A 24,270-nucleotide genomic window follows, 5' to 3' on the forward strand; every position below is an offset into this window, starting at 1 on the left:
ATCTTCACAGCGCCGTCTCGTCGGTCTCGCCCGTGCGGATGCGCACGGCCTGGCCGACATCGAGGACGAAAATCTTGCCATCGCCGATCGCGCCGGTGCTGGCGGCGGCCTGGATCGCTTCGACGGCGCGATCGGCCAGGTCGGCGCCCACCACGACCTCGATCTTGATCTTGGGCACCATGTTGGTGCTGTATTCCGCGCCGCGATAGATTTCGGTCTGGCCCTTCTGGCGGCCGAACCCCTTGACCTCCGACACGGTCATGCCCGCGACCCCCACGCCCGTGAGCGCCTCGCGGACCTCGTCCAGCTTGAACGGTTTTATGATGGCGATGATGAGTTTCATGTCGCCCCCTCGTTGGCGGTTATCCCGAGAGGTGCAGGAGCAAGCGGCGTGCCAAGCGCAAGAATCCCACGATTCCGCGGGGTTTCCGCGCAATCAAATACTACCTGGCGGTAAAATTTTGTGCAGTTGCGAAGGAGTGCCTAAAAAACGGGCAGAATTCGTTGTGCATCCGGTGCGGCGGATGTCATTTTCAGAAGACGACTGCACGGATGTCAAAAGGCGACTGCACTAGGGCGGCGGCAGAATGGGTGAGCGCCAAGTGGACGGACGATGTTCGGGGGGCGTCCTGTCGTGAGAAACGGTCTTGAGAGGCTAGGACTTTCGAGCCGAACGCATCATTCTGATCGCCCTTCGAATGGGTGTGAATGGGCGAGGTTGAAATAGTACGATGTCGGCGGCCAGGAGAGCCGTGGAGGATTCGATATTGGGCAGCTGGAATTTCGAGAAGCCTTGAGCTTTGTGCTCGATAAACGACCGGCGCGCTTCGCGCTCGGCTAGCGTGCAGGTATTTTAGCAGGAATCTGCTATGTTCCCCTGGATGGGAACCGAGCGCGCCATTTTCGAAAGCACCGACCTGGCGGCCGAAGCCGCGGCCGATGCCCGTGCGGATGCCGATTCTGCCGCGGGCCGAATTGTCGACCATGCCGAGGTAGCGGCATGGCTGGCCAAGTGGGGTACGGCCGACGAGACCCCGATGCCACCTCAATGGCTCGCGTAGTCCGGACGCCAACTATAGCGGACTCGACCACAAGAACGTGAAGGTCACCGGCTCGTCGAACCCGGCGCCCTGATCCCGCGTGGCGCTACCTGCGCCCACACGCCTGCTCACAAATGTTCTGATAACGGACAAGCAGGTCACCGGCTTGATCGTACCGTACCGCGCCCTCGCTCAGGCATCCCGGTCTCGGAGCCAAACGGCAGCGAGCGCTTCTTCTGTCGCCTCACAGACTTCCGCCGTGTCAACGCCAGCTATGACAAGCGCGCAGACATCTTCCTCTCCGCCATCCTCGTCGCCATCATCTGGTGGACCGATAGAGCCGATCCCCAGGGCGCGAAATGCCCCAAGATTACTTGATTCTTACCGTCTCATCTTCCCATGTCACCTGAGGAAAATTTACGTTCGCTTCCCTAGAATATGTCAATCTAGGATCATTTCTATCGGGAGTGAACATCTTTTCATCAGGGTTCTTAATAACAAAGACATTATAGGTCGAAAACGTAACCATGCTCTCGTTGTCGCATATGGTCAAATAGAGCAGTGCGCTTTTCTGACCTGACGGCGAAGCAATCACTGACATCTTTTTCCAGGTGCAAGCATATTCTTTTGGCTTGATCGCGGACATCATGATTATAGGAAATATGAGCGTGAGTGCCACCAGCATGACGATAGCCAAAGCCAATTTCTTCATGAAATCATTCCGGCAGGAAACACAGCACGCTTGCAATATCGCCGACTATAAATTCAAACATTAACAAAACCTGTATTTTTCACCGTTTACTTCGATACAAAAATCCCCAAATCCACTATCAAGCGACGGATTCGTGTCATCTATAGTGTATTTTGATTTGGATCTGGTGCCTCTTATTATCGTACCATTCTTTGATATTTTAGTTATATTTGGATATATGACAAACTCACCGTTATTCTTTATAATGGCCTTGTTGTCGCCATCTAACTCAACCAGCTTCAATCCTCCTCCGAGGCTCACCTCGCCCCTAGAGCATCCGCCACAGGCGATAGCCACCAGCGCAATCGAATAAGATAGGTTTCTATTCATTATCGAGCCTGAACCAAGCCCCAGCAGGGCACCGCCACAGCGAGGCCGGGTGACATGACACCCGGCACAATCCGCTGGCAACGCGCCGTTTTAATGGCGGCAAGAGGGGCTTGGACTGCATCGATCGCTTGACAAGCGGAACGCCCTCAGAAAACCGCGGAGTATTGCTGATCAATCGGTGTAGAACGGAGCGCCTAGAATACGTTGCTCATCGCCGCGACGAAACCGCTATTTGCGCCCACAAACATTGACATAAACTGTAACCATTTTGATGACGCGCGCGACTCAAATTTCGGTGAGTACAGTTTATTCCTTGACAAAATGCCCATTTACCCAATGAAATTTCACGGTAGTCAAATCGGTACTCCTATCGGACGCGTGCTGAGCTAATGTTACCATAACGACGCTTCCTTCGGCGTGTATATTTAGTGGTGCCATTGAATATTCATCCAGCACCTTCACCACGCCATCACCCGATATACGAAAAATCCTAACCTTATAAGCGCTGGCCGCCTGCCAATATGACACGATCAAATTATCCATGTCATAGTAACTGAATAATCCTAGCGGGGTGTCTCCGTAATTTTCCGAAAAGTATACGGGCCTTTTGCACCCTTCTAAGCAAGTCGCCCTGAGACGATATGGAGATCTTACTCCATCTTGAGTTATATCTGCCAAAAATACCGCGCCGTTGTCGTACATGCGTAACTTTGCATACACGATTTGATCATCCGCTTGGCAAGCGTAATCCGCACCCGTTAACATAAATGCGAATATTATCCATATTACACCTTTCATGGCTTTCCAATCTCCTGAATTAGAACGGCCATTGGGTCTCGAGGGCCAAGAATAAGCTGATTATAGGCGTCGATTATCGATATTGAATATCCGCGACCAGTGCCAAATCCGTTGAGCCCAGCCTGAATACTCCCTGCTCTATCAATACGTATCTGAAGATACATCGTCCCTGCTTGTATATTTGTCGAAGAGGTTAGCATATCATCATATGCAAACGATGTTTTATTAACTCTGTTAACCTCGTTCACGGCTGTTTTTGTCATTTGCATCAATCCAGCGGCGGTGCTATTTTTTTGGCGCTAGATTTTGCGCTCGGGTCAAATCTGGATTCCTTATATATGAGCGCGATTACAAGTTCATCTCTTTGATCGGATTTGTTATTGCCTTTAACAAGTGTGGCAATTTCAGAGTAGGTTAAGCGATCTTTCGTGCCTCCATATCCGCCGTCCCAACCGGCAATGGGTGCGCTCATACAGGCCGCTGAAGGAGAGTTAATGCAGGATATTATCTGATTCACACCGAGTTTGGAAATGCCCGGAAGCGCCCCTTGGATGGCGCTTTCTAGCTTCGCATTCCGGTAACCACCGGCTGCATTCGAAGCCGCCGGGTTCGTACTTGTGCAGCTACTTCCAGCTGGGCAGCCACCAAAAAGGCCAAACATTCCTGACGGGTCGGTAGCATTAATTGGATCGGCCCCTACGTACGCGTAAGAGTTGAGGCCATCGCTATAACCAATCGGATCAGTCTGGTAGTCGGTAGTCGAGCTAGTGTCCGATCCCTTGGTCGCCACCGGATAGCGGGTCTTAACGAGGCGATAGACGCCGTCATATTCATAGGTCGTCTTGTTGCCTTCGGCGTCGGTTACCGATGCCACCCGACCGTTGTTAGAATAGGTCGTGCTTACGTCATCCGATTGGGTGTCGGTCACGCCAAAGGCTGAGGTGACCTTCGTAACGTGGTCGGCGACATCGTAGGTGGTTTTCGTAATGCGGTCAGGCCCTGCCGCGCCGGTGGTGCCAAGGGTGCAAGCTGAAGCCGGCAGCGAATTCCATGTCGCGCTGTTCATTCGCGCCGCAGAGCAATCGAGCCGGCCAGCTGCGTCATAGCTATACTGTGTCAGCGAATAACTGGTGCTCCCGGATTTGACTGTGACAGTCAACTTTCGATCAAGACCATCATAGCTGGTGGCAACCGCCTGTGCCGGTGTGAAGGCGGCCCAGGCCGTGTCGCTCTGGTCGGTAACGGTGCCAGTCTCAACCAGGGTCACGCGACCCTTGTCGTCATACGTGTTCCGCACCGCTCGGGGTTTGCGGGCACCTGCTCCATCGGGATCGGGACTGGTTACGCCAACCAGCTGCCGCGCAGCGTCAAAGCGATAGCGAGTGGTGTCGACCGTGCCGGAAAGCGGCCCATCGACGGTGATCGCATTGCCGACGTTATCATATCCTGTAGTCGTCGTGGCGCTCAACGAACTGTCGCCCGCTTTCGTCGTTACCGATACCGGCAGCAAATTATCGCCCGGGCCCGCGACCTGCGGACCGTAATCTATAATGGTTTTCACCTCGTCCGCGGTACCGGTACAGGTCGCGCCGGTCTGGCACTGGGAAACGGAGGTCAGGCGATAAACGGGCTCGCCCGATGCCACGATTCCGGACCCTTTGTTGAAATACGCCTGCAGGGACGTGTAGGTGTACCGTGTTTGCGGTCGCGTCGCGCCGGTCGTCGGCGCCGGCGCGGTAACGGTAAGCACGCCACCGTGCGTCGTGTCATAAGTATAGTCGGTGACGTTGCCGCGTTCGTCGGTAGTTGTGGTCGGCTCGTTGCAGGTTACGTCAACGCAGGTCGCCGGGTAGCTCGCAGAGGTGACAATATCGGCTACGCCCGAGCCCGACTTTGCCACCATACGCTTCTCGGTCACGTTGCCGCGCGCGTCGTAGGTGAGCTGGAGGTAGTTGCCCTCGGGCTGGGTGACGCGTGTGATGCGACCGCTGCTGTCATATTGCCAGCTTGTCGTGTGACTTAGCGCATCGGTTTTGCCCGTCATGCGCTGGAGCGCGATGTCAAAAGTGTGCGTTGTGGCGTGTGACAGAGGATCGGTGACCGTCACAGTGCGCACGTTGCCCGCGTCGCTTGAGGAGTAGGTCGTGGTTCCGTCCGCTGTGGTGATGCTCGCCACCCGGCCGGCATTGTAGGTGAACGTCACGTCCTCGCTGGCGCTGCCTGGACGCGTTATGCCAAGCATCTGGGGACCATTGGTGCGGTAGACCGTAACGCGACCGAGCGCGTCGGTACTGGTGCCATAGGAATAGCCGCCGACTGCCGCGAACGTGAAAGTCAGGGTTGGCGTCGGGCCGACTGCCGCAGCATTGATAGCCTATCCAGCGGTCGGTTCGGATGCGCTGCACCCGCTCTTCCGCCGGCAAAAGCGCCAGGCCCTGTACCGCCGGCAGCAAATGAGACAGATCGACCATCGAAGCTTCGTTCACGGCTACCACTCCTCGATCTGATCGAAAGGCTTGGCCAGCGGCAGGTCGCTTTGCAGAACACTCGGGGCGTTCATCTGTGACGGAACGCGGGGATCAGGCGGAGCCTGCGTCTCGAGATGCTGGCGGCGGTCTGCGTCGCGTCGCGCCTTGCGCGTAGCTTTCTGTGCGGTGGCGACGATCTCACGCATCTGGCCGATCATGCGGAATAGCGCCGATTCATCAACTTGGTGGCGCCCTTGCTGCCGCAACTTTGTCAGCGCCTCTCGCTGTTCCCAGAGGGTGACAGCCGGATGTGCCAAGGTTCGGTACGGGACTTCCAGATAAAGTGCCCCTTCGGGCTCCAGCACCCAGATGCGGCTGATATCGCGCGGGTCACGCCGGATCAGGAAGGGCTGCAAGTGGTCACGGCGTGCGATCCACGGCTTGAGTGCATCAGTATAGTAAAAGACGTGGTCGATTACGAAGCCAGTACGTTGGAGCGTGCGCCGTATGATGGGCAGAAAGTCCACCAGAAAAGCCTTGGGATTGGTGACGATGGCAGGCATGCCTTCGTAGGCCATTACCTCGGACCAGCGCGCCATAGGCGGTTGCAGCAGGCCGCTATGTACGGATCCGTGATAGGTGCCGACCGCCAGTGCGAGCCAGCGCTCCAGCTCACGCAAGGTCAAGGATGACATCTTCTCCGAGGCGTACTTCCCGCGCTGACCGGGATTGGAGAAGGTCGTGCCCGGCAATTCGTTGTGGATCATCTGCATTGTGGTGCCGATGATCCGCTCCACGATGCCTCCGTAATGCGGTTGCCCAGGCGGACGATAGTTTAACCTGATGCCATGTTGTTCGCAGCCGCGGCGCAGGGCCTCACTTTTGAATTCGGCTGCGTTGTCCAGGTAGAGCAGCTTGGGCTTGCCGCTCATCGGCCAATCTATCTCTGCGTTCAGCTCCTGAAGCCAAGGGCGCTTGTCGGACGCGATATGCGCCAGGCAGAGGCCGACCGAGACAGCGGATGGGGCTTCAAGCGTGACCACCATGCCGAGCACGCATCGGGTAAACACGTCGATCGCGATCGTAAGATATGGGCGCCCAATCGGCTGACGATCACGTTCGTCCACAACGATCAGGTCGATGACCGTGTGGTCGATCTGGACCCGTTCAAGCGGTGCGGTCAGGACTGGCGGTCTGCCGCTGGCACTTTGCAGGCCGCGGGATGCATCCTGACCCTCCCGGAGGCGAGTAGCTTTGATCGGGTCGAGGCCAGCAATTCGTCGGGCCAAGGTATTGCGCGTCGGGATCGGGAGATTCTGCGCCGTGCAGACACGCGCAACCTCGCGATGGAATGCCGCGACGCTCCGCTTCTCCTTGGTCAAGAAGCGCCTTTGAAGAAGGTCGCGGATAATGAATTCGACCTGCTCCGACAAACGGCTCTTGCCTTTGCCACCGCCGGATTGCCCGCGAGCGACATCCGTCGCCAGTCCCTCGCCTTGTCGAGCGCGGCGGACAAGGACATAAATCTGCCGCCTGGACAGGCCGAGTGCTTGAGCGGCGATGTCCGCAGCTTCGTGGCCGACTACTGCAAGGTCCGCCAATGGTCCGATGACCTCGGCCCGACGCCGACATTGCGCCCATTCTTCCTCGGAAAGGGTGGCCACGCCGCGTTCGGCTATCGAGGCTGTCTCAGACGCCATGCGCGAACCTCAATTTGGTGCACACGGCTAGTGAGCATAGCCTAAATTGGTGCTGCCGTCTTCTGATCATTGGATATCAGAAGTCGGCTGCACTCTCGGGATCACTCCCTGTCGATTTAGTGCAGTCGTCTCTTGAAAATGACAGCGGAGCGGAACATGTCGATCCGCGCGAAACTGGGGTAAGGAGCGACCCATGCCATTCGCCATGCCCGTTCCGCAGGACAATGTGCCGACGGTCGGCTATCCGGTGCTCGCGGCTGAAGCCGCAGGCGCCCGGGGCTTCGTGCCGCGCGGCTGGACATTGGAGAGCGCGGTGACCGGCGATCTCGACGGCGATGGCCGGCCTGATCTCGCCTTCGTGCTCCACATGACGGACCCCGCCAATGTCCGGAAGAACGATGACGGCCTTTGCGGCGATACGCTCGACACCAATCCGCGCATCCTCGGCGTCGCGCTCGCGCGGCCGGAGGGCGGCTATCGCCTCGTCGTACAGAATCACGATCTGGTGCCGCGCCGCGACAATGCCTGCGCCGAGGACTGGTTCGATGGCGAGACGGGCGGCGGGATCGCCATCGCACGCGGCAATGTCGTGGTCACGCTCGGCCGGTTCATGAGCGCGGGCGGATGGGGCATGGGGCGCACCGTCTTCACGCTGCGCTGGCGTGAGGGCGCGCTGCGGCTGATCGGCTTCGACGCCCGGAACACCCAACGCAACAGCGGCGAGACTTCGTCGCTCAGCGTCAACTATCTCACCCGCAAGGTGCGGATCGCGCATGGCAGGATCGACAGCGATGCGGAAACGGTGCGCTGGACGCGGCTGCCCGGCACCACGCTCCCCGCGATCGATGCGATCGGCAACGGGCTCGACTATGATCCGGCGGGGCTGGCCGGGAAGCTCTGATGCTGCTCGCCATCCTCCTCTCCGCGCTGGCGATGACGCTGATCGTCGGCTTCCGCTATCTGCTGGCGAGCGGCGGTTTCGCGCTGGCGACGCGGCTCCGGCACCCGGGGCTCTATGCCGGGCTCGGCCCGCAGATCCGCCGCGAGATCGGCTGGAGCTTGGCGAGTGCCGCCATCTACGGGGTGCCGGCGGGCGTCGTTGCCTGGGGCTGGGCCAATCGCGGCTGGACGCGGATCTACGCCGATGTCCATGGCTTTCCGCTCTGGTATCTCCCCGTCTCGGTGCTGCTCTATCTCCTCGCGCACGATGCCTGGTTCTACTGGACGCATCGCTGGATGCACCGGCCCGCGCTCTTCCGCCGCATGCATGCCGTCCATCACGCCAGCCGGCCGCCCACCGCCTGGGCGGCGATGAGCTTCCATCCCCTCGAGGCGGTGACCGGCGCCGTGGTCATCCCCGGCCTCGTCTTCCTGGTCCCCATCCATGCCGGTGCATTGGGAGGGGTGCTGGCGATCATGACGGTGATGGGCGTCACCAACCATATGGGCTGGGAGATCTGGCCGCGCTGGGTCTGGCGCGGGCCGCTCGGCGCCTGGCTGATCACCGCCAGCCACCACCAGCGCCATCACGAGCGCTACAACCGCAATTTCGGCCTCTATTTCCGCCATTGGGACCGGCTTTGCGGCACCGATGCCGGGCTCGGCGGCTTCGCGCCGCCCGGACCGTCCAAGGGCCGCGACTGGTCCTGATTTGCCGCCGGCCGGAGGAACCGGGTTCGCGCGGGCGGCGTTTCGCAGCTGCAACATCCGGGAAACCCAGTTCATGCGTATCCACCGTGCCGCGCTCTTCGCGGCGCTCTGCCTCGCCGCCATGCCTGCCCTGGCCCAGGACGAAACGCCGCCCGCCACGCGCGACAAGGGCGATTTCGCGATGATCGGCGTCGGCGCGGCGGTGCTGCCCGATTATGAAGGCTCGAACGACTATCGTTTCGCCCCCGTGCCCTTCGCCGTCGGCAAGCTTTCGGGGTTCGGCTTCGAGCTTGCGGGCACCCGGCTGAGCATCGACCTTATTCCGGATCGTTCGGCCAGCGGCCTCGACTTTCAGGCCGGCCCCACGGTCAACGTCAACTTCAACCGCACCAGCATCGGCGCCATCGCGGATCCGCGGATCCGGGCGCTGGGCAAGCTCGATGCGGCGATCGAGGTCGGCGGCTTTGTCGGCGTCGCCAAGACCGGGGTGTTCACCAGCGACTATGACCGGATCGCCTTCCGCGCCTCCTATCGCCATGACGTGGCCGGGGTCTCCAGCGCGGGCGTGTTCAATCCCTCGATCACCTATATGACGCCGCTCAGCCGCAAGGCGATGGTCGGGCTGTTCCTTTCCGCGACCCGCGTGGAGAAGGGCTATGCCACCACCTATTTCGGCGTGACTCCCGCTGGCGCGGCCGCCAGCGGCCTGGCCGCGTGGAACCCCAGGGGCGGCTGGAAGGACTGGACCGCGGGCCTGGGCGGCGCGGTGTCGCTCGGCGGCGACCTCACCCATGGCCTCCAGCTCGTCGGCGGCGCCACCTATCGCAGGCTGATCGGCGACTTCGGCGATTCGCCGATCGTCCGCACCGCGGGCGCGCGCGGCCAGTGGCTGGGCAGCATCGGCGTTGCCTACAGCTTCTGAAGCATCGCTGGACCTTGCCGGCCCGAGCGCCTAAGACTCCGCCATCCCCGGGGGACCGCGCCTGAGCGGTTGAGAGTTGGCTGAAGCCAAGACCCGCTGAACCTGATCCGGTTGAGACCGGCGTAGGGAGGGAGCGGCCTTTACCCGAAGACCGTCCTCTCCCGTCATGGAGAAGACGAATGGCCGACATCCCCGCCAAGACCGAACTCGCCCCCGCGGGCAGCGCATTGGCCGTCACCACCGGCGCGATCCGCGGCTCGAAGAAGATCCATGTCGGCCCGCTGAAGGTCGCGATGCGCGAGATCCATCTCGAGCCCGGCTCGGGCGAGCCGCCGGTCCGCGTCTACGACACCTCGGGCCCCTATACCGATCCCGATGCCCGCATCGACATCATGGCCGGCCTGCCCGAGCTGCGCCGCGCCTGGATCCGCGGGCGCGGCGATGTGGTGGAAGTGCCGCAGCGCGAGGTCCGTCCCGAGGATAACGGCCAGCTCGGCCCCGACCGCTCGGGCGGCGTCCAGCCCTTCCCGAACGTCCGCAAGCAGGTGCTGCGGGCCAGGCCGGGCATGAACGTCTCGCAGATGCACTATGCCCGGAAGGGCATCGTCACGCCCGAGATGGAATATGTCGCCGAGCGCGAGAATCTCGGCCGCGAGCGCCTGAAGGAATATGCGCGCGACGGCCAGGGCTGGGGCGCCGCCATCCCCGACTATGTGACGCCCGAATTCGTCCGCGACGAAGTGGCGCGCGGCCGCGCGATCATCCCGAACAACATCAACCACCCGGAATCGGAGCCGATGGCGATCGGCCGCAACTTCCTGGTCAAGATCAACGCCAATATCGGCAACTCGGCCGTCGCCTCGAACGTCGCGCAGGAAGTGGACAAGATGGTCTGGGCGATCCGCTGGGGTGCCGACACGATCATGGACCTGTCGACCGGCCGCAACATCCACGACACGCGCGAATGGATCCTGCGCAATGCGCCGGTTCCGGTCGGCACCGTGCCGATCTACCAGGCGCTGGAGAAGGTCGGCGGCATCGCCGAGGACCTGACCTGGGAGATCTTCCGCGACACGCTGATCGAGCAGGCCGAGCAGGGCGTCGACTATTTCACCATCCATGCCGGCGTCCGCCTGCCCTATGTGCCGCTCACCGCCAAGCGCGTCACCGGCATCGTCAGCCGCGGCGGCTCGATCATGGCGAAATGGTGCCTGGCGCACCACAAGGAGAGCTTCCTCTACGAGAAGTTCGACGAGATCACCGAGATCATGAAGGCGTATGACATCGCCTATTCGCTGGGCGACGGCCTGCGCCCGGGCAGCATCGCCGACGCCAATGACGAGGCCCAGTTCGCCGAGCTCTACACGCTGGGCGAGCTGACCAAGCGGGCCTGGGCGCAGGACGTGCAGGTGATGATCGAGGGCCCCGGCCATGTGCCGATGCACAAGATCAAGGAGAATATGGACAAGCAGCTCGAAGCGTGCGGCGAGGCGCCCTTCTACACGCTCGGGCCGCTCACCACCGATATTGCGCCCGGCTATGACCATATCACCAGCGGCATCGGCGCCGCGATGATCGGCTGGTACGGCACGGCGATGCTCTGCTACGTCACGCCCAAGGAGCATCTGGGCCTGCCGGATCGCGACGACGTGAAGGTCGGCGTGGTGACATACAAGCTCGCCGCCCATGCCGCCGATCTCGCCAAGGGCCATCCCGCCGCCAAGGTCCGCGACGATGCGCTGAGCCGCGCCCGCTTCGAGTTCCGCTGGCGCGACCAGTTCAACCTGTCGCTCGATCCCGACACGGCCGAGCAGTATCACGACCAGACGCTGCCGGCCGAAGGCGCCAAGACCGCGCATTTCTGCTCGATGTGCGGCCCCAAATTCTGCTCGATGAAGATCACCCAGGAAGTGCGCGACTTCGCCGCGAAGCAGAATGCGCCGGTCGAGGGCTTCCTGGCGGCGGAAGATGCCGAGGCGGGCATGGCCGCGATGAGCCAGGTCTTCAAGGAAACCGGCAGCGAGCTCTATATGGGCGCGGGCGGCCGCGAGCACGACTAGGGGTTTCGTTCCTAATATGTTCCAATCCTGCGGAGGCTGTGCTAGGGCTGCGCCGTCTCCGCAGGAGTAATGTCCATGCACCACGTCGAACCTTGCCGCGATTTCGATTTCCAGCGGGGCCGCTGGCACGTCCGGCATCGCCGGCTCACGGCGCGGCTGGCAGGCTGCACGACCTGGGAGGAATTCACCGGTACCAGCGAGCAGCGCCCGCTGCTCGGCGGCAATGGCAATATCGAGGACAATCTGCTCCATCTGCCCGGCGGGACCTATCGCGCGGTGGCGCTGCGCTCCTATGATCCGGCAAGCGCCAGCTGGGCGATCTGGTGGCTCGACGGCCGCGCGCCCCATCGGCTCGACGTGCCGGTGATCGGCGCGTTCGAGGATGGCATCGGCCGCTTCCATGCCGATGACGTGCTGGACGGCCGCCCCGTCCGCCTGCGCTTCCTGTGGCTCGGGACCGACGGCGCTGCCCCGCGCTGGGAACAGGCGCTTTCGCCGGACGGCGGCGCGACCTGGGAGACCAACTGGACGATGGACTTCACTCGGGCCTGAACCGGTTTCCGCCCGGGGCGGAATCATCTCCGGAACGGATGAGCCTGTGTCCATTCCCGACAGATTGGGCGCTATTCCCCCCATCGTTCGCATCGGGGAGAGGTCATGGCGCGGGGCGGGAAACGATGGGCGGGAGCGTTGCTCCTCTTCGGCGGGCTCGTTCCCTCCGCCGTGGCGCAGGAGCGAATGGCGTGCGCGCCGGATTTCTCGGCGGTCACCAGCGATGCGGCGGCGCACCGGCTCGTCCGCGAGGGGAGGCTGGTCGCGATCCGCCCTTTCCCCGGCGGCCCGGACGATATCGGCTATCTCTCCCCCGCGGCCGAAGCGGCGCGTCGTCATTTCATCGGCATGCTCGGTCGCCTGGTCGAGCAGGACCTGATCGACAGCCTCGAGGTTCTGCCCGAATATCGCGGCGAGAGCATCGTCCCCGTCCGCCTCCGCTTCCGCGGCGATCATAGTCGGGGCGGCGGCGCGCCGTTCGAGGCCGTGGTCGAGATCTGGTGACCGCCCGCCCCGTGACGGCACTGGCATCGGAGCCCGTGCCGGTGCAGGCTGTTTCCGGCCGCGACGAGGGGCGGGGCATGGGCAAGGCATGGCGGAGGCAGGCAATGGCACGGGACGGGGATCGAAGCATCGGCGGCGCGGCGAATCGGCGGGGCGGGCGCCGTGGCGTGGTGCTGGCCCTGGCGGCGCTGGCCTGCCTGCCCGCCGCCGCCCATGCCCAGCGCAGCGCGATGACGGTGATCATGCCGGAGAATCCCGCCGCGAAGGCGTCGCAGGAGGATTGGGGCTATGCCGAGGCGGTGGTGGCGGGCAACACCATCTATCTCTCGGGCGTGGTGGTGGGCCTGGCCCCGGGCGAGACCGATCTCGAGGCCGCGTTCGACCGCGCCTTCCGCCGGATCGAGGCGACGCTGAAGCGCGCCGGCGCGAGCTGGGACGATGTGGTGGATATCACCAGCTTCCATACCGAAATCCTGCCCCAGCTCGCGGCGATGAAGCGGGTCAAGCACCGTTATGTCCATGCGCCCTTTCCCGCCTGGACCGCGATCGACGTCGATCGCCTGCTGCCCGACGCGGGGCTGACGGAGATCAAGGTCGTGGCGGTGAAGCGCTAGGTCGGATCGACATTTGGCGGGAAGAGGCTTTCCCGTTCCCCGGCGAAGGCCGGGCCCCAGTCCCGGTGCATCTGGCCGGGCACGAGAACCTCTCGCACGGCGTTGCAACCGGGCCCCGGCCTCCGCCGGGGAACGGCTTTTCCTCCGTCGGCAAGGCGCGCTCGATACAGATCCCAAATGTCGATCCGCGCTAGGGTGACGACCCAGGCAGTGGAGCTGGTCATCCCCGCGCAGGCGGGGATCCAGGGCCGGGGACAAGGCGCGCAAGGCTCGCTTTGCCGTTTCCGACCAGCATGCGCGTGATTGCTTCGATCCTCCCGGACTGTCCTGGATCCCCGCCCGCGCCGGGATGACGGAAGTGATCTCAAAGGCTTGTTCGGGTCTTCAACCAAGGTTGGACTCATATTCCCGGTTGCGGGGACGACGATCAAAAACGGGGTCTCCGGCCGCGGGGGCCGGGATTCCAGTGGCTCCCGGGTTCATTCCCGCGGGCGCAGCGTGTCTTCGATCATCGGCACCAGTCCGACCCAGTCGCGCGGCAGGCGGGCGATCAGGAAGCGCTCGATGGTCTGCCGTGGATCGGCAAGGATCGCGTGCGGCGTCCGCACCGCGCCATGATAGGCGCGGCAGCCATCGGCGCGGATCGCATAGAGGAAGCCGCGATAGCCGAGCGCGGGAGGCTCTCGCCAGCCCGCGCCCGCAATCAGGGCATCGTGCAGCGCGGTCAGCGCCGCGGCGGCTTGCGCGTCGAGCTGCCAGGCCGGATTGGGCCGGCCGCTGAAGACATCGAGCTCGACGCGCATGGCCTGGTTCAGTTGATCACCACCGATCTGCCTGCGTAGAAAAAGTCGCAGAAATTGGCGTACGGCCCCCGCGCGCAGGTCTGCGGGTCGGTGATCAGCACGCCGTTGCTGTCATAATTGCGTGCTGCCGTGCTGCCGGGCTTGTGGCCCCAGAAGCCGCCGCGCTGGTGGCGATACCAGTGATAGTCATAGCCCGGCGCGATCACCAGCGCCATCAGCCGGCGCGGATATTCGCTCTGCGGCAGGCAGGTGCACCGCTTCTTGAGGCCGTCGGCCATCGCCGCCGCGGTCACCGTGTTGCACGCCATGACGGATGTTCCCGCACCATGCGCGCGGCCCGGCTGGGCGAAGGTGTTGGTGCGCCAGTTCCGCGCGTAATTGTAGCAATTATTATAGGGCTGGGTCGCCGGATTGTTCCAGAAGCCGGGGTTATACTGGCTGACCTCATATTGGCACTGGCTGCACTTGCTGTCGGGAATGGTGGTGATGAGCGGGTTGCTCGGCGGGGGCGGCGGGGGCGGCGGTCCCGGCGGCTTCCGCATCAGGCGCGTCGTCACCTCCATCCATTCCAGCGCGGTCTCGCGCAGCTTCTCGTCGAGCGGTGTCACGGCATGCTCGACCAGCCGGACCTCGGAGCGGAGCGGCATCGTCCCGATGAGCAGGCGCGCCAGCTCGCCCGCGGCATCCAGATTTTCCTTTCCGGTCGGCGCCACCGCGAATTTCTGCGGCAGCCCGCGCGGCGCCCGCACGTCGTCGAGGAGATTCTCGACGCGAACCTCGCGAAAGCCGAGCCCGTCATAGCCCGCGCCGGGCTTGGTCACCGCGGCGCGCATCTCGCGGGCCGCGCCGAGCAGCTTCTTGGCTGCTTCTTCCTCGGTGATCATCCAGACCGGATTGGGCCGGCCCGAGAACATATCCACTTCAATGCGTAGCATGATCGATTCTCCCCAGTAGAAGAATTGGCGTCATGCGACCCAGGATTTATCGAAGAAATTTATTGGCTGACCCGAATTGCCCCATGGAGTTTCGCGCAGTTCATGTGCGACTCGACATGCGGGTTTCAAGCATAGCCCCTGCTTTTCGATCCACGCAACCGAATAGACTGGAAGAATAATCCATTTTGGGTATCAGCCATTCCGGCGACGGCGCCCGAGCCCGTTGCCGCGGCCCGGCTTGCTCTGGAGACAAGGTGCCCCAACTCGCCCATATCACCCTCATCGTCCGCGACTATGACGAGGCCCTTGCCTTCTACATCGGCAAGCTGGGCTTCACGCTGGTCGAGGACAGCTACCAGCCCGAGCAGGACAAGCGCTGGGTCACGATCCGCCCGCCCGGCGCGCCCGATGGCGCCACCACGCTCCTGCTCGCCCGGGCCGCCACGCCGGAACAGGAAGCCGCGATCGGCAACCAAGCCGCCGGCCGTGTCTTCCTGTTCCTCGCCACCGACGATTTCGCGCGCGACCATGCGGCCTTCGCCGCGGCCGGCGTGCGCTTCGTCCGGCCGCCTGCCGTGCAGCCCTATGGCAAGGTAGCAGTGTTCGAGGATCTCTACGGCAATCGCTGGGACCTGATCGGGCCCGCCCGGGACTGAAGACGCCGCCCGGCCATCGATGCTAGGGTGCCGCTCCGAAGGGAGCCCCGCGCATGGACACCGAACCGCACCCCCTGTTCGCGCCGCAGACCGCCCGCGCCACCTTCCGGGTCGGCGATCGCGTGGTGATGGAGGCGGAGGCGCGCACGACGCCGCTCGGGCTGCTCGCGGCCGGGGGAATGGTCGCGGCGATCCTGCTCGCGATCCCGCCGATCCTGCTTGCCAGGCGTATCCGCGCGGCGCCCCGGCCGCCCGGGGCAGGCGGCTCCGCGATCCCTATGGATGCCCCCGCGCAACACCTGCCGGAAACCTCTCCAACCACGCTCGCAAAATAGGACTTCGCCTGGCCTATCCGGCCCGATGAGGAGGAGGCGCAGTGCCGCCGCCTCGCTGCTCTCTCGCGCGACGCACAATCTGGAGGAGGTCCGGGCCGCCGGCCTGGCCCGGGAGGAAGAAGCGCGCGCAGCGGCGGACGAAGCGCGGCGCGAGGCCGAGTTCCAGGCCCATCTGGATGAGATCGCACGCACCGAGGGCGGGGGAAAACTGGCCCCCCGATAGTCTAAACTTCGTAAACTTCCGCGCGCGCGGCGCTGCTTCGGATGCTCCTCTCAGATGCCCCGGCGCCGCTTCCAGTCGAGCGCCACGCCGATGCGCTGGTCCCAGCTGCCGTCCCAGCGAGTCTCCAGCCCATGCGCCTCGAGCTCGGCGACGATGTCGCGCGCCACCGCCAGCGCCGCGTCCTCGCCCTCGTCGCAGGCGCCGTAATTGAGGTACAGCCCGCCGCCGTCCACGGCGCTCTCGGTGTCCTGCATGTGGTAAAAGGCATAGCCGCGTGCCGGCACCCCGGCATCCTCTGCCGCGCGCACCTCGTCCCAGATCTCGGTCGCGCCGCAATTGCCGCAGCAGCTGAAATTCTGGCGGGCGATCACGCCGCTTTCCTCCAGCGCGGCGAAGGCGGCGTCGAGCCGGTCGCAATCCGTCTCGTCGGGCCAGTGGCGCTCGGCGGCGCGCTGCTCGGCCAGCGCCTGGCGGAGCAGCTTCTGGGCGAGCGGGCGCAGTTCGTCGGGAGACAGGTCGTCGGCAAAGGCGTCGGACGCGTTGGTCAGGATCGCGTCCTCGTCATAGAAGCCGCTCGCCACGTCGCGGCGGATCTGGTCGCGCACCCATTCGGTCTTCTCGGCCAGCGGCGTGGCCGGGGGTGCCAGCGCGGCCTCCGGCTGCGGCGCGATGCGCTTGCCGAACAGGCGGCCGAACAGCGACTTCATTGCTTCCTCCATTGTCGGGAGGGGAAGATAGCAACCCCGAAGGCCCGCGCCTATGCCACGCGCCGCAAAAACGGATCAGAACATGCCGGGCACGTCGCGCTGGGGCACGCTCGGCCGGGCGGGCGCGAGCAGCTCGTGCGCCGCCGCGCTGCCCGTCTCGGTGGCGCTTTGCGCCGCGGCGGTGGCGGTCACGGCGCTGATCGCGGTGCAGCTCCTGCCCTGGATGAAGTCGAGCGCGGCGCGGGTCGATGCCTCGCGCGGATCGCCCATGGGATAGGCGATGTCGTCCGACGCGCGGCAGCTCGCCCGCACCGTGCCGGCGAGGCCGGTGAAATAGGCGCCCTGATGGTCGCGATTCTGCAGGGCGAAGGCGATGATGCGGAAACGGTCGTCGCAGGCGGTCTTGTCGATGGCGATCTGGCCCACCGGCTTGCCATAGGTGTTGGTGCCGACCAGGGCGAGGCTGGTGCCGAGATAGGGCAGCATCCCGGCGACGACGAGCTCGCTGGCCGATGCGGTGCTCGACGTGCCGATAAAGGCGACGCGGGTCGGCGCGATCGACTGGGTCTGGGGCGCGAAATAGGCGGTGCTGTTCTCCGCCGACTTGCTCGGGCGGAAGGTCATATAGTCGAACACGTCCGAGGTCGCCCGGTTGGCGCCCATCAGATTGCCCATCAGCTCGGCGATCGAGACGAGCCCGCCGCCATTGTAGCGCAGGTCGATGATCACTTCGGTGATGCCGGCGGCGCGGAACTGGGCGAAGGCGGCGCGCAGCGGCGAATCGGCGGTGTTGATGAAGGTGCGCAGATTGACATAGCCGACGCGGTGGCCGCCATCGTCGATGATCTTGGCGCCGTAGCGCGAGGAGACCGGGGTGAGCGTATAGTCGGTCTTGGCGATGGTCACCACGCGGGTGCCGGCGGCGGCGTCGTTCACGCGCATGGTGCGGCTGGTGCCGGCGGTGTTGGGCCCGAGCGCGTCGGTCAGCGCGGCGGTGCCGCCGCCGGCGAGGATGTCGCTGACGTTGCGCAGGTTGGCGGCGCTGGTGCCGATCGCCTGGATCTCGGTGCCGCGGTCGATCCCGGCGGTGAGCGCGCTGGTGCCCTCGAACGTCTCGGCGGAGTAGAGCCGGTTGCCGTCGAGATAGAGGCGGAAGCCGAAGCCGGCGCTCGAGCCCGAATTATAATAGGCATTCTCCTCGGCGATCGAGGTGACATAGGTGAAATAGCGATCGCGCCCCTGGGCCCGCGCGGTGGCGGTGAGCGCGTCGACATAGGCGCCGACGCTGGCATAGGGCGTGGGATCGAGGCTGGCGGGCAGCGTCTCGGGAAAGAGATACCATTCGTTGAGCTGGGCGGCTGCCCAGTCCTGGCGTTCGCGCAGGGTGCAGCCCGCCACGGTGGGGGTTGGCGTGTTGGTCGGCGTCGGCGTTACGCTGCCGGACGATCCGCCGCCGCCCGCGACGGACCCGCCGCCGCCGCCGCCGCTGCAGGCGGAAAGGGAAAGCGCGATCAGGGCAGTCAACGTACGGCGCATGCGAAGTCTCCTCGGCGGGCAGCCTAAGTCAAGCGCTGGGCCAAGTCATCCTGTCGTATAGGTGTAATCTAGGGCCAATCGACATTCAGGCTCAGGATGTAGCTGGCAAGCCGGAGCGCTTCGGACCAACCTTATTCGTCACCCTGAACTTGTTTCAGGGTCCAAGGTGCCCCCGGGCGATATCGCTGGTGGAGAATTGGATGCTGAAACGAGTTCAGCATGACGGAAGAGAGAGGTTTCGGCATTCAACTTCCGTCCTGCGCCGCCGGGAACGGAAGGAACCTAGCCCTGCAGGGGCGGCAGCGCCCAGTCGATCGGCTTCATGCCGCGGCTCTCCAGGAATTCGTTGGCCTTGGAGAAGTGCCGGCTGCCGAAAAAGCCCGAATGGGCCGAAAGGGGGGAGGGATGGGGTGCCTTGAGCACCAGATGGCGGCCGCCGCGATCGATCGAATCGACGAACGCCGCCTTTTTCTGGGCATGGCTGCCCCAGAGCAGGAAGACCACCGGCTCGGCGCGGGCGTTGACGAGGCGGATCACCGCGTCGGTGAACCGCTCCCAGCCGCGCCCCTGGTGCGATGCGGCCATCCCCATCTGCACGGTGAGGACCGCATTGAGGAGGAGGACGCCCTGGCCGGCCCAATGCTCGAGAAAGCCGTGGCGCGCCGGCGGGATGCCGAGATCGGCCTCCATCTCCTTGTAGATATTGACCAGGCTGGGCGGGGTGCGCACGCCCGGCCGCACCGAGAAGCACAGCCCGTGCGCCTGGCCCTCGCCATGATAGGGATCCTGGCCGAGGATGACGACGCGGACGTCCTCGAGCGGCGTCAGGTCGAGCGCGCGGAACCACTCGCTGCCCGCCGGGAAGATGCGCTTGCCCGCCGCCTTTTCGGCGACGAGGAACTGGCGGAGCGCCGCCATGTACGGATCGGCGAACTCGCCCTGCAGCGGTTCGAGCCAGCTCGGATGGAGTTTCACCTCGGCCATGGCCTCCTGTCCGAAAGCCGCGCCGCCCTGTCAATCGCCTCGCGCGCGGCAATCGCTCCGCAAGGGGCAGCGCGCGCAGTCGGTGGCGTCGAAGCGGCAGAGCGTCTGGCCGAGCTTCTTGGTGCCGATATGGAAATCGAGAAAGTCGTGGCCCCGCCATTCGGGCATCGCCCGGGTCACCGCCTCGCTCGCCGCGCGGCCGCCGGCGCCGCGGCGGACCAGGCCGGTGCGCTGGAGCACGCGCAGCACATGGCCGTCGACGATCAGCACCGGACGGTCGAGCGTGCTGGCGTTGAGCGTGGCGGCGGCGACCTTGCGGCCCACGCCCGGCAGCCGCTCGAGCCAGGCCAGGGCGTCGTCGAGCTGCAGCTCGCCGAGAAAGCCCAGGTCGAACCCCTGGCGCTCCGCCGCGATCCGGCCGAGCGCGCCGATCACGTAGCGCGCCTTGTCCTCGGCATGGGTGACCGCGCCGATGCAGCGCAGCACGTCCGCCGGGCCGGCCGCGAGCACCCGCGCCGGGGTGCCGAACGCGGCGACGAGCCGGTCATAGGCGGCGAGCGACACCGCGTCCCTGGTCCGCCCGCTGATCATCGACTTGACCAGCGCCCCGATCGGCGAGCGCCGGGGTAGCGGTCCGGCCAGGGCGCGGATAGGCTCCAGCGCGCGCTGCCAGCGCTGGATGTCGTCGTGCCCGCAGAATCCGAAGCCCGATTGCATGGTGGCAGCGTAGAACATAGCTAGAACAAGAACAATGGGCGGCGCCGGCGCGCTGCCCAAGGAACAGGAGGAGAGCCGATGCCGTTCACCGGAAGCTGCCATTGCGGCGCGATCGCCTATACGGTCGCGGAGGATCCGCCCGGCCAGGCGATGCAATGCAACTGCTCGATCTGCCGCCGCAAGGCGCCGCTCCACCATTTCACCACGCCGGAGCGGTTCACGCTCCATACCCCGCGCGATGCGGTGGCGACCTATCGCTTCAACCATCATGTCATCGATCATCACTTCTGCGGAACCTGCGGCGTCGCGCCCTTTGCCGAGGGGCAGGGGCCGAACGGGCCGATGGTCGAGATCAACCTGCGCTGCGCCGACGGGATCGACCTCGATGCCCTTCATGTGCAGCTGTATGACGGGGCGAGCCGCTGAGCGCTGGTCTCGGCGGCGTGGCGGTGGCAGAGGATCGGCATGCACCTTTCCCATGATCCCGCCGCCCCCGCCGCCGAGACGATCGGCTTCGACCAGTTCCTGTCCGTCGACATCCGGGTCGGCACAATTGTCGAGGCGCAGCCTTTCCCCGAGGCGCGCAAGCCGGCCTACAAGCTGCTGATCGATTTCGGCCCCACCATCGGCCGCAAGCGCTCCTCGGCGCAGATCACCGAGCATTATGCGCTGGAGGAACTGCCGGGGCTCCAGGTCGCCGCGGTCGTCAATTTCCCGCCGCGCCAGATCGGCAAGTTCATGTCCGAAGTGCTGACGCTCGGCTTTCCCGACGCGGCCGGCAGGGTGGTGCTGTTCCATCCCTCGATGCCGGTGCCCGATGGCGGCCGGCTCTTCTGATCGGTAGCGCTAACATTTTCCGTTGAAACGTTCCGGACACAGGCATAGCCTCGCCGCAAAATAACGAGGGGAGGCAAATATGACCAAGCGACTGGCGCTCGCCGCCATGGCCCTGCCGATTCCGGCAATCTCGATACCGGCCCTGTCGATTCCGGCAATGGGCTCCGCCCCGCGCGCCGCGCAGGAAGCGCCGCCGGCGGCGGAGCCCGAGATACTCAACAATGCCGATCCGGACAGTTTCCAGGTCTATGGCCTGCCGGGCGGGGCCAAGCCGGCGTCGATCAAGGATGCCAAGGTCCAGTTCGGCAAGGCGATCCGCGTCGAGACGCCGGGGGGCGGCAATGCCTGGAGCGTCGGAGTCAACGCGCCGTTGCAGGCGGGCGTGCGGAAGGGCGACAAGCTGCTCATCGCCTTCTATGCCCGGGTGGAGAAGCCGGCCGAGGGCGCGACCACCGCGACGATCGCTTCGGCCCAGCTCCAGCTTGCCGCCGCGCCCTATACCAGGCTGTTCGGCGAGGGCGTCACGGTCGGGCCCGAATGGAAGCTCTACAAGGTCGTCGGCCATGCCGATCGCGACTATGCGAAGGGCGAGCTCGCCGCGGCGCTGCACATCAACACCGCCCGGCAGACGCTCGACATCGGCGCGATGGCGGTGCTGGACTTCGGCCAGAAGCCCTGAGCAGCGGTTGCGCCGCGGCCACGCATGGCCCAGTGCGTCCCGGCAATATATGCGGAGAGCGAAGCGCGTGGCTGACGAATCCATCAAGGGACCGGCTTCCTATTTCCCGTCCATCGAGAAGAAGTACGGGCGCCCGATCGGCGAATGGCAGGAACTGGTGCGCAAGGCGCTGCCCGCCAGGCACATGGAGCTGGTCGCCATGCTGAAGAACGAGCACGGCATGGGCCATGGGCATGCCAATGCCGTGGTCGCGCACGTGCTGGCGGCGGAAGGGCGCTAGGCTGCAGATCGTGACCGCTCCGCCGGGGACGGTCTAGGCCCGCACCACCGTGACCAGATAGTTCAGCGCCTCGCCGGTGCCGGTCACGAAGCCGCGCGCCGGCGAAAAGCCCAGGCCGGTGCGGTCGATCACCTTCAATCCCGTGGCGACCAGCAGTTCCTCCAGCTCCTCCGGGCGGAGGAACTTGCGCCAGTCATGCGTTCCCGGCGGGATCGCGCCGGTGCCCTCGGCCAGCGTGATCATCGCCAGGCGCGAGGCGAGCGTGCGGTTGGGAGTGGAGAGGATCATCAGCCCGCCCTCGGCCAGCGCCCCCGCCAGCGCGGCGACGAAGGCGGCCGGATCGGTGACGTGCTCGATCACTTCCATCGAGGTGACGAGGTCGAAGGTCCGCCCCGGCAGATCCTCGATCCCGCCGGCGACATAGTCGATGGCCAGCCCGGCCGCCGCCGCATGCGCGCGGGCGGCGCCGATATTCTCGGGCGCGGCGTCGATGCCGGTGACTGTCGCGCCCAGCCGGGCGAGCGGCTCGGCGAGCAGGCCGGCGCCGCAGCCGACATCGATCGCGGTCTTGCCCGCCAGCGGCGTGAAGCGCGTGGAATCGCCGCCCCAATGCGCATCGACCGCGGCCCGGACATAGCCCAGCCGCGCCGGATTGAGCCGGTGCAGCATCGCCGAGGAGCCCTTCGGATTCCACCAGTCCGCGGCCAGCTTGCCGAAATGCTCAGCTTCACGGGGGTCAATCGTAGCTTTGGTTGCGCTTGCCATGCGCCGCTCCTATCAGGGCGCCCCATTATCGTCATCCCCGCGCAGGCGGGGACCTCAAGGCCCGCAAAGCAGACAGGCTCCTTTCCATGGCGCGTATCGTGATGAAGTTCGGCGGCACCTCGATGGCTGGCATCGAGCGCATCCGGAGCGTCGCTGCGCGGGTAAAACGCGAATGGGAAGCCGGCAACCAGGTCGCGGTGGTCGTCTCGGCCATGGCCGGCGAGACCGACCGGCTGGTCAATTTCTGCCGCGAGGCAAGCTCGCTCTACGATCCGCGCGAATATGACGTGGTCGTATCGAGCGGCGAGCAGATCACGTCGGGCCTGCTCGCGGTCGCGCTCCAGGCGATCGGCGTGCCCGCGCGTTCCTGGCTCGGCTCGCAGGTGGCGATCCACACCGACGCCGCCCATGCCAAGGCGCGCATCCGGTCGATCGATTCCGCCGGGCTCGAAGCGGGCTGGTCGCGCGGCGAGGTCGCGGTGATCCCCGGCTTCCAGGGCATCGCCAATGACGGCAGCAACCGCGTCACCACGCTCGGCCGCGGCGGATCGGACACCTCGGCGGTGGCGGTGGCGGCGGCGGTCAAGGCCGATCGCTGCGACATCTATACCGATGTCGACGGTGTCTACACCACCGATCCGCGCATCGTCCCCCGGGCCCGCAAGCTCAGGAAGGTGACGTACGAAGAGATGCTGGAGCTCGCCAGCGTCGGGGCCAAGGTGCTCCAGACGCGCTCGGTGGGCCTGGCGATGAAGGAACAGGTCCGCGTCCAGGTGCTGTCGTCGTTCACCGGCGACGATGCCCCGATGGCGGACACGCTGCCCGGAACGATGATCGTGGGCGAAGAGGAGATTCAGGACGTGGAAAGCCAGCTCATCACCGGCATCGCGCACGACAAGAACGAAGCGAAGATCACGCTCACCGCGGTGCCCGACAAGCCCGGCGCGGTGGCGACGATCTTCAATCCGCTGGCCGAGGCCAACATCAACGTCGACATGATCATCCAGAACATCGCGCACCAGAGCACGGGTTCGGCGAGCGCGACCGACGTGACCTTCACCGTGCCGGCGGCCGATCTGGCGCGCTCGATCGAAGCGCTCAACCAGGCCAAGGGCTCGATCGGCTTCGCCGACCTGCTGCAGGACACGCGCGTCGCCAAGATCTCGGTGGTGGGCGTGGGCATGCGCAGCCATGCGGGCGTGGCGGCGACGATGTTCAAGACGCTCGGCGAGCGCGGGATCAACATCCAGGCGATCACCACTTCGGAAATCAAGGTCAGCGTCCTGATCAACGAGGACGAGACCGAGCTGGCGGTGCGCATCCTCCACACCGCCTATGGCCTCGACGCGACCGACGAAGCGGCCTGATCCGCTTTTCCGCCACGGCGGCAACATGTCGTAACATGGGGCGCGATGCTGCCATGT

Annotated in this window: 26 protein-coding genes, 1 pseudogene and 1 riboswitch; of the genes and pseudogenes, 15 read left to right on the plus strand and 12 right to left on the minus strand. The window is 64.7% G+C overall.

Annotation, left to right across the window (positions count from 1 at the left end):
• Positions 1-4: 4 nt before the first annotated feature.
• Positions 5-343 (minus strand): P-II family nitrogen regulator, encoded by a 339-nt coding sequence (locus OMP43_RS00635; RefSeq protein WP_086127851.1) that lies wholly within the window; start codon positions 341-343, stop codon positions 5-7.
• Positions 344-869: 526 nt separating this feature from the next.
• On the opposite strand from OMP43_RS00635, the gene OMP43_RS00640 reads away from it, so the two are divergent.
• Positions 870-1,061, plus strand: a complete 192-nt coding sequence (locus OMP43_RS00640) for an antitoxin (RefSeq protein ID WP_280277531.1) — start codon at positions 870-872, stop codon at positions 1,059-1,061.
• Positions 1,062-1,410: 349 nt separating this feature from the next.
• Here the strand turns inward: OMP43_RS00640 and OMP43_RS00645 are convergent, their stop codons facing one another.
• From OMP43_RS00645 to OMP43_RS00660, 4 genes and pseudogenes are all read right to left on the minus strand, one after another.
• Positions 1,411-1,752, minus strand: coding sequence for a hypothetical protein (locus tag OMP43_RS00645; protein WP_280277532.1), 342 nt, complete (start codon positions 1,750-1,752; stop codon positions 1,411-1,413).
• Positions 1,753-3,187: 1,435 nt separating this feature from the next.
• Positions 3,188-5,122, minus strand: a complete 1,935-nt coding sequence (locus tag OMP43_RS00650) for a hypothetical protein (protein ID WP_280277534.1) — start codon at positions 5,120-5,122, stop codon at positions 3,188-3,190.
• 166 nt (positions 5,123-5,288) lie between these two features.
• Positions 5,289-5,405: pseudogene (locus OMP43_RS00655) on the minus strand (transposase); the annotation flags it as partial.
• 2 nt (positions 5,406-5,407) lie between these two features.
• The gene (locus OMP43_RS00660; protein ID WP_280277536.1) at positions 5,408-7,087 is read right to left on the minus strand and encodes a DDE-type integrase/transposase/recombinase; all 1,680 of its coding nucleotides are present in this window, start codon (positions 7,085-7,087) and stop codon (positions 5,408-5,410) included.
• 193 nt (positions 7,088-7,280) lie between these two features.
• On the opposite strand from OMP43_RS00660, the gene OMP43_RS00665 reads away from it, so the two are divergent.
• The 7 genes from OMP43_RS00665 to OMP43_RS00695 all read left to right on the plus strand — a co-directional run bounded on the left by OMP43_RS00665 (position 7,281) and on the right by OMP43_RS00695 (position 13,389).
• Positions 7,281-7,988, plus strand: coding sequence for a hypothetical protein (locus OMP43_RS00665; RefSeq protein WP_280277537.1), 708 nt, complete (start codon positions 7,281-7,283; stop codon positions 7,986-7,988).
• On the plus strand, positions 7,988-8,737 hold the full coding sequence (locus OMP43_RS00670; protein WP_280277538.1) for a sterol desaturase family protein: 750 nt from the start codon (positions 7,988-7,990) through the stop codon (positions 8,735-8,737). The genes OMP43_RS00665 and OMP43_RS00670 overlap by 1 nt, the downstream gene beginning before the upstream one ends.
• 73 nt (positions 8,738-8,810) lie before the next feature.
• Positions 8,811-9,659: a MipA/OmpV family protein gene (locus OMP43_RS00675; RefSeq protein WP_280277539.1), complete on the plus strand. Its 849-nt coding sequence runs from the start codon at positions 8,811-8,813 to the stop codon at positions 9,657-9,659.
• Between the two features lie 38 nt (positions 9,660-9,697).
• Positions 9,698-9,805: riboswitch (TPP riboswitch) on the plus strand.
• Between the two features lie 33 nt (positions 9,806-9,838).
• The gene (gene thiC / locus OMP43_RS00680) at positions 9,839-11,719 is read left to right on the plus strand and encodes a phosphomethylpyrimidine synthase ThiC (RefSeq protein WP_280277540.1); all 1,881 of its coding nucleotides are present in this window, start codon (positions 9,839-9,841) and stop codon (positions 11,717-11,719) included.
• Between the two features lie 75 nt (positions 11,720-11,794).
• Complete coding sequence (locus OMP43_RS00685; RefSeq protein ID WP_280277542.1) at positions 11,795-12,271, plus strand: DUF1579 domain-containing protein; 477 nt, start codon at positions 11,795-11,797, stop codon at positions 12,269-12,271.
• A gap of 138 nt (positions 12,272-12,409) precedes the next feature.
• The gene (locus OMP43_RS00690) at positions 12,410-12,775 is read left to right on the plus strand and encodes a hypothetical protein (protein WP_280277543.1); all 366 of its coding nucleotides are present in this window, start codon (positions 12,410-12,412) and stop codon (positions 12,773-12,775) included.
• On the plus strand, positions 12,772-13,389 hold the full coding sequence (locus tag OMP43_RS00695; RefSeq protein WP_280277544.1) for a Rid family hydrolase: 618 nt from the start codon (positions 12,772-12,774) through the stop codon (positions 13,387-13,389). The genes OMP43_RS00690 and OMP43_RS00695 overlap by 4 nt, the downstream gene beginning before the upstream one ends.
• 479 nt (positions 13,390-13,868) lie before the next feature.
• On the opposite strand, the gene OMP43_RS00700 is transcribed toward OMP43_RS00695, so the two are convergent.
• Positions 13,869-14,192, minus strand: coding sequence for a hypothetical protein (locus OMP43_RS00700; RefSeq protein WP_280277546.1), 324 nt, complete (start codon positions 14,190-14,192; stop codon positions 13,869-13,871).
• Between the two features lie 8 nt (positions 14,193-14,200).
• The gene (locus OMP43_RS00705) at positions 14,201-15,127 is read right to left on the minus strand and encodes a hypothetical protein (protein WP_280277548.1); all 927 of its coding nucleotides are present in this window, start codon (positions 15,125-15,127) and stop codon (positions 14,201-14,203) included.
• 254 nt (positions 15,128-15,381) lie between these two features.
• On the opposite strand from OMP43_RS00705, the gene OMP43_RS00710 reads away from it, so the two are divergent.
• Both OMP43_RS00710 and OMP43_RS00715 read left to right on the plus strand, forming a co-directional pair.
• Positions 15,382-15,783: a VOC family protein gene (locus OMP43_RS00710; RefSeq protein ID WP_280277549.1), complete on the plus strand. Its 402-nt coding sequence runs from the start codon at positions 15,382-15,384 to the stop codon at positions 15,781-15,783.
• A gap of 53 nt (positions 15,784-15,836) precedes the next feature.
• A complete protein-coding gene (locus OMP43_RS00715; RefSeq protein ID WP_280277550.1) occupies positions 15,837-16,118 on the plus strand; it encodes a hypothetical protein in 282 nt (93 codons plus the stop codon).
• Between the two features lie 273 nt (positions 16,119-16,391).
• Here OMP43_RS00715 and OMP43_RS00720 read toward each other — a convergent pair whose 3' ends face one another.
• From OMP43_RS00720 to OMP43_RS00735, 4 genes are all read right to left on the minus strand, one after another.
• The gene (locus OMP43_RS00720; RefSeq protein WP_280277552.1) at positions 16,392-17,048 is read right to left on the minus strand and encodes a hypothetical protein; all 657 of its coding nucleotides are present in this window, start codon (positions 17,046-17,048) and stop codon (positions 16,392-16,394) included.
• Between the two features lie 75 nt (positions 17,049-17,123).
• Positions 17,124-18,584, minus strand: coding sequence for a S41 family peptidase (locus OMP43_RS00725; protein ID WP_280277553.1), 1,461 nt, complete (start codon positions 18,582-18,584; stop codon positions 17,124-17,126).
• A 282-nt stretch (positions 18,585-18,866) separates the two neighbouring features.
• Entirely contained in the window at positions 18,867-19,568 is a 702-nt protein-coding gene (ung, locus tag OMP43_RS00730) for a uracil-DNA glycosylase (protein ID WP_280277555.1), read from the minus strand.
• Positions 19,569-19,598: 30 nt separating this feature from the next.
• Positions 19,599-20,303: an endonuclease III gene (locus tag OMP43_RS00735; protein ID WP_280277556.1), complete on the minus strand. Its 705-nt coding sequence runs from the start codon at positions 20,301-20,303 to the stop codon at positions 19,599-19,601.
• Positions 20,304-20,363: 60 nt separating this feature from the next.
• Between OMP43_RS00735 and OMP43_RS00740 the strand changes: the two genes are divergently transcribed.
• The 4 genes from OMP43_RS00740 (at position 20,364) to OMP43_RS00755 (ending at position 22,081) form a co-directional block, all read left to right on the plus strand.
• Complete coding sequence (locus tag OMP43_RS00740) at positions 20,364-20,711, plus strand: GFA family protein (protein ID WP_280277558.1); 348 nt, start codon at positions 20,364-20,366, stop codon at positions 20,709-20,711.
• Between the two features lie 39 nt (positions 20,712-20,750).
• The gene (locus OMP43_RS00745; RefSeq protein WP_280277559.1) at positions 20,751-21,122 is read left to right on the plus strand and encodes a tRNA-binding protein; all 372 of its coding nucleotides are present in this window, start codon (positions 20,751-20,753) and stop codon (positions 21,120-21,122) included.
• Between the two features lie 79 nt (positions 21,123-21,201).
• A complete protein-coding gene (locus OMP43_RS00750; RefSeq protein ID WP_280277561.1) occupies positions 21,202-21,801 on the plus strand; it encodes a hypothetical protein in 600 nt (199 codons plus the stop codon).
• Positions 21,802-21,868: 67 nt separating this feature from the next.
• Entirely contained in the window at positions 21,869-22,081 is a 213-nt protein-coding gene (locus OMP43_RS00755) for a DUF4287 domain-containing protein (RefSeq protein ID WP_280277562.1), read from the plus strand.
• A 33-nt stretch (positions 22,082-22,114) separates the two neighbouring features.
• Here the strand turns inward: OMP43_RS00755 and ubiG are convergent, their stop codons facing one another.
• Positions 22,115-22,846, minus strand: coding sequence for a bifunctional 2-polyprenyl-6-hydroxyphenol methylase/3-demethylubiquinol 3-O-methyltransferase UbiG (gene ubiG / locus OMP43_RS00760; RefSeq protein ID WP_280277564.1), 732 nt, complete (start codon positions 22,844-22,846; stop codon positions 22,115-22,117).
• A gap of 86 nt (positions 22,847-22,932) precedes the next feature.
• Between ubiG and OMP43_RS00765 the strand changes: the two genes are divergently transcribed.
• A complete protein-coding gene (locus OMP43_RS00765) occupies positions 22,933-24,213 on the plus strand; it encodes an aspartate kinase (RefSeq protein WP_280277566.1) in 1,281 nt (426 codons plus the stop codon).
• Positions 24,214-24,270: the final 57 nt, after the last annotated feature.

The sequence above is a fragment of the Sphingomonas sp. CBMAI 2297 genome (assembly GCF_029870595.1).
Taxonomy (GTDB): Bacteria; Pseudomonadota; Alphaproteobacteria; order Sphingomonadales; family Sphingomonadaceae; genus Sphingomonas.

Excerpts from the sequence above, each read along its gene's own strand:
- OMP43_RS00635 (WP_086127851.1), bottom strand. The coding sequence starts at position 343 with ATGAAACTCATCATCGCCATCATAAAACCGTTCAAGCTGGACGAGGTC.
- OMP43_RS00640 (WP_280277531.1), top strand. The coding sequence starts at position 870 with ATGTTCCCCTGGATGGGAACCGAGCGCGCCATTTTCGAAAGCACCGAC.
- OMP43_RS00645 (WP_280277532.1), bottom strand. The coding sequence starts at position 1,752 with ATGAAGAAATTGGCTTTGGCTATCGTCATGCTGGTGGCACTCACGCTC.
- OMP43_RS00660 (WP_280277536.1), bottom strand. The coding sequence starts at position 7,087 with ATGGCGTCTGAGACAGCCTCGATAGCCGAACGCGGCGTGGCCACCCTT.
- OMP43_RS00665 (WP_280277537.1), top strand. The coding sequence starts at position 7,281 with ATGCCATTCGCCATGCCCGTTCCGCAGGACAATGTGCCGACGGTCGGC.
- OMP43_RS00670 (WP_280277538.1), top strand. The coding sequence starts at position 7,988 with ATGCTGCTCGCCATCCTCCTCTCCGCGCTGGCGATGACGCTGATCGTC.
- OMP43_RS00675 (WP_280277539.1), top strand. The coding sequence starts at position 8,811 with ATGCGTATCCACCGTGCCGCGCTCTTCGCGGCGCTCTGCCTCGCCGCC.
- thiC (WP_280277540.1), top strand. The coding sequence starts at position 9,839 with ATGGCCGACATCCCCGCCAAGACCGAACTCGCCCCCGCGGGCAGCGCA.
- OMP43_RS00685 (WP_280277542.1), top strand. The coding sequence starts at position 11,795 with ATGCACCACGTCGAACCTTGCCGCGATTTCGATTTCCAGCGGGGCCGC.
- OMP43_RS00700 (WP_280277546.1), bottom strand. The coding sequence starts at position 14,192 with ATGCGCGTCGAGCTCGATGTCTTCAGCGGCCGGCCCAATCCGGCCTGG.
- OMP43_RS00705 (WP_280277548.1), bottom strand. The coding sequence starts at position 15,127 with ATGCTACGCATTGAAGTGGATATGTTCTCGGGCCGGCCCAATCCGGTC.
- OMP43_RS00715 (WP_280277550.1), top strand. The coding sequence starts at position 15,837 with ATGGACACCGAACCGCACCCCCTGTTCGCGCCGCAGACCGCCCGCGCC.
- OMP43_RS00720 (WP_280277552.1), bottom strand. The coding sequence starts at position 17,048 with ATGAAGTCGCTGTTCGGCCGCCTGTTCGGCAAGCGCATCGCGCCGCAG.
- OMP43_RS00725 (WP_280277553.1), bottom strand. The coding sequence starts at position 18,584 with ATGCGCCGTACGTTGACTGCCCTGATCGCGCTTTCCCTTTCCGCCTGC.
- ung (WP_280277555.1), bottom strand. The coding sequence starts at position 19,568 with ATGGCCGAGGTGAAACTCCATCCGAGCTGGCTCGAACCGCTGCAGGGC.
- OMP43_RS00735 (WP_280277556.1), bottom strand. The coding sequence starts at position 20,303 with ATGTTCTACGCTGCCACCATGCAATCGGGCTTCGGATTCTGCGGGCAC.
- OMP43_RS00740 (WP_280277558.1), top strand. The coding sequence starts at position 20,364 with ATGCCGTTCACCGGAAGCTGCCATTGCGGCGCGATCGCCTATACGGTC.
- OMP43_RS00745 (WP_280277559.1), top strand. The coding sequence starts at position 20,751 with ATGCACCTTTCCCATGATCCCGCCGCCCCCGCCGCCGAGACGATCGGC.
- OMP43_RS00750 (WP_280277561.1), top strand. The coding sequence starts at position 21,202 with ATGACCAAGCGACTGGCGCTCGCCGCCATGGCCCTGCCGATTCCGGCA.
- ubiG (WP_280277564.1), bottom strand. The coding sequence starts at position 22,846 with ATGGCAAGCGCAACCAAAGCTACGATTGACCCCCGTGAAGCTGAGCAT.
- OMP43_RS00765 (WP_280277566.1), top strand. The coding sequence starts at position 22,933 with ATGGCGCGTATCGTGATGAAGTTCGGCGGCACCTCGATGGCTGGCATC.